This window comes from Nocardioides guangzhouensis, assembly GCF_004519545.1.
Classification (GTDB): Bacteria; Actinomycetota; Actinomycetes; order Propionibacteriales; family Nocardioidaceae; genus Nocardioides; species Nocardioides guangzhouensis.
Genome location: NZ_SDKM01000096.1, coordinates 1 through 3,143, shown reverse-complemented (window position 1 = coordinate 3,143; position 3,143 = coordinate 1). Strand labels below are relative to the sequence as shown.

General features: G+C 70.8%; 3 protein-coding genes. 2 read left to right on the top strand and 1 reads right to left on the bottom strand.

All coding sequences use genetic code 11. The annotated features are described in order from the left end of the window. Positions 1-859 (bottom strand): AI-2E family transporter (locus EKO23_RS24520; protein ID WP_134721178.1); only part of this gene is annotated, 859 nt, incomplete at its 3' end. Positions 860-1,086: 227 nt separating this feature from the next. On the opposite strand from EKO23_RS24520, the gene EKO23_RS24515 reads away from it, so the two are divergent. Both EKO23_RS24515 and EKO23_RS24510 read left to right on the top strand, forming a co-directional pair. Beyond that, a complete protein-coding gene (locus EKO23_RS24515; protein WP_134721176.1) occupies positions 1,087-2,469 on the top strand; it encodes a polysaccharide deacetylase family protein in 1,383 nt (460 codons plus the stop codon). Between the two features lie 142 nt (positions 2,470-2,611). Continuing rightward, a partial coding sequence (locus tag EKO23_RS24510) for a hypothetical protein (RefSeq protein WP_217702806.1) occupies positions 2,612-3,143 on the top strand: 532 nt, incomplete at its 3' end.

The following is a 3,143-nucleotide window of genomic DNA, read 5'->3' as shown; positions in this document are numbered from 1 at the left end:
CGAGCCCTCCCGATCCGTAGGCGATGAGCACCGCGAAGGCTCCCGCGACGAACGCGCCGAGGTAGGGCACGTAGCTGGTGATGAACGACACGAGGGCGATCGTCCCTGCCAGCGGCACCCCCAGGACCACGGCACCGACGGCGACCACGGCCGCGTTGGCCGCGCCGATGATGGTCAGCCCGGTCGCGTACCCGCGAAAGGCGCTGACGGTTCCGTCGAGGATGCTGTGCCCGACCTCGGGAGGAAGACCGACGTGGCCCGACGCCCAGGTGGTGATCTGCGTCCAGTCCTTCAACAGGAACAGCAGCATGAAGATGGCGAGGACCGTGCCCACGACGAAGCTGCTCGCCGAGCTGAACAGGGATCCGAGGAGTCCCGACGTGAGCAGGCGGACCACCTCGTGAGTCACCCCGATGAGCTCGTCGGATGCTCCCGCCAAGGGGGCGGTGTCGCTGTCGCCGACCTGCTCGAGCGAGGCCTCGAGCTGCGACCAGATCTCATCGCTCTGGCTGAAGATCGCGCTGGCAACGAGCGCGACCGTGGCCACGATGAGCGACAGGCCGAGGATCAGGACGAGGGTGGCCCCGAGCCACCGCGGCACGCGCCACCGCTCGAGACCGTCGACCAGCCGGACGAGGATGGCGGCGAGCACTGCTGCGATGGCCAGCGGAATGGCGACCTCAGCCACCAGAGCGACGAGGAACAGGGCGAGGGCCAGGACGCAGGCGATCCCAAACGCCAGCCACGAGCCGACACCGAGTGTCCGGAACCAGGTCTGCGTCTCGAATCCCGTGATGCCCCGCTGCGCTGCGGCGGCGACCCTCCGGTGGGCGGAAGCTCCGTCGTCAGCGCTCGTCACGTGAGCTCCTCGCGGTCAGGTCCTCAAGTGGACCGAGTCTGGCACAACGGTGCCGCGGAACCGTGCAGCCTCGGCCGACCGACGCGTGAAACGCCCCTTGCCGATGGACGCTGGCGGACGAAAGACCAGCCGCGGCTCACGTTCGCGTTCGGCAGCACAACGTCCCCGGCGATGTCACCCTGTCTCCAGGGATCGACGGGGGGCCGTCGACGGGGGGGACGGCAGTCATGTGGACCGGTTACGCACGCACGCTTCTCGCGCTCTCGAGCGCGGCTGCACTGGCGCTGGTGCTGCCGGCCGGTTCGGCGGAGGCCGCGACCCGGCCATGCTCGTCGGGACTGGTCGCCCTCACTTTCGACGACGGCCCCGCCGCCGCGGTCACCCCGAGACTGCTTGACGTCCTCACCGAGCGACGCGTGCCAGCCACCTTCTTCATGGTCGGCGAGCGCATCGCCGCGGCGCCGCGTGCTGCCCGTCAGGTCGCGGCGCGCGGCTTCTCGATCGCCAACCACACCTATCGGCACGAGCAGCTCACCGGGCTCAGCGACAGCGCCATTCGCGCCACCATCCGGCGCACCCGGAGTGCCGCCGAGGATGCCGGCGTCCGGATGACGCGGCTGGTGCGGCCGCCGTACGGCGCGATCAACACTCGGGTGCGCTCGGTCATCACCGGGATGGGGCTGGTGCCGGTGCTCTGGACGGTCGACCCCCAGGACTGGCGCACCGGCCGCTCCAGCGACGCGATCGCCGCCAGTGTGCTCTCCCACCTGCGCCCGCACAGCACGAACATCGTCCTGCTGCACGACGGGGTCGCGAACTCGCCGCGGTCGGTGGACGCGGTGCCACGGATCATCCGCACCGCCCGGGCCCGCGGCTACTGCTTCGCAGGGCTGGGTCCGGGCGGCACGCCCGTCCCTCTGGTGCCTGCGGTGTCGATCTCCGATGCGCGGGTGACTGAGCGGACCGGTTCCCGAACCACGCTCGCGTTCGTGCTGCGGCTCGACCGGCCCACGTCGCGCCGTACCAGCGTCCTGGTCACCACGGCCGACGGTTCCGCGGAGGCCGCTCACGACTACCTCGCCCGCCGGGTCCGGGTGTACTTCCCCCTCGGCGTGACCCGCAGGGTGCTGCGAGTGCCGGTGATGGGCGACCGTCTCGACGAGGCCACGGAGTCCCTGCAAGTCCGCATCTCGACGCCGCAGGGCCTCACACTCCGCCGCCGGACAGCCGTCGGCTCCATCCGCGACGACGACGCGCTCCCGGTTGTCGGGCTCTCCGGGAGCAGCGTCACCGAGCCCCAGAGCGGGTACGTCGCCGCCCCGGTACGCGTGACCTTGTCCGCGCCGAGCGGCCGCACCGTGTCCGTGCGGGTGCGCACGGTGGTCGGGACAGCGGATGCCGACGACTTCACGCCGGTGGACACGACGGTGACCTTCCCGCCCGGCACCACGTCACGCGTGATCGACGTACGGGTGCTCGCCGACGCCGTGGACGAGCCCGAGGAGAGCTTCGTGGTCCAGCTCGGTGCGATGACCAACGCTGTCCTCGGCGCCGATGCCGGCACCGTCACGATCCTCCCGCCCGAAGTGGCCCCCGTGCCTGCACCGTGACCCCGTCACGGCGTCGTACCCTCCGCACCCAGCGGCTCGGCGAGTGCCTCTTCACGGCACTGGTGCGGGCTCAACCGACGTTACCGGCACGTACGCCGGACGCGCACCGCGACCGGCTGGGCCCTCGGCATACTGGTTCGTGATGGCAGACACCGCGGATGCACCTGAAAGGGTCCAGATCGACTGGATCAAGGCGATCGCGGGAGCCTTGGCGGCGGTGGCCTCGGCAGTGCTGCTGTCGACACTCGGAGCGGCCGGCACCATCATCGGCGCTGCCGTCGGCAGCTTCGTCGTGACCGTCGCGAGCACGATGTTCACCCAGGGTCTCTCGACGAGCAAGCGCAAGCTCGCGCGGAAGCAGAAGGACGCGGCCGACAAGGTCGGCATCGCGCAGGCGGAGGTGCTCCGCGCGGCGCGCGCCGCCGACACCGAGGCCCAGGAGAGTCACCTCGACCACGCGGACGAGCGGCTCGAAGAGGCGCGTGAGGAGCTCGACGAGGCGATCGAGGCGACGTCGCCGGTCAGCTGGCGCGACCGGTTGTCGGGGCTGTCGTGGAAGCACGTCGGGCTCACGACGCTGGCGCTGTTCGTGGTCGCCCTGGTCGTGATCACCGCTTTCGAGCTGGTCGCAGGAGAGAGTGTGTCCGCGATCACCGGCGGATCCGACTCCGGCA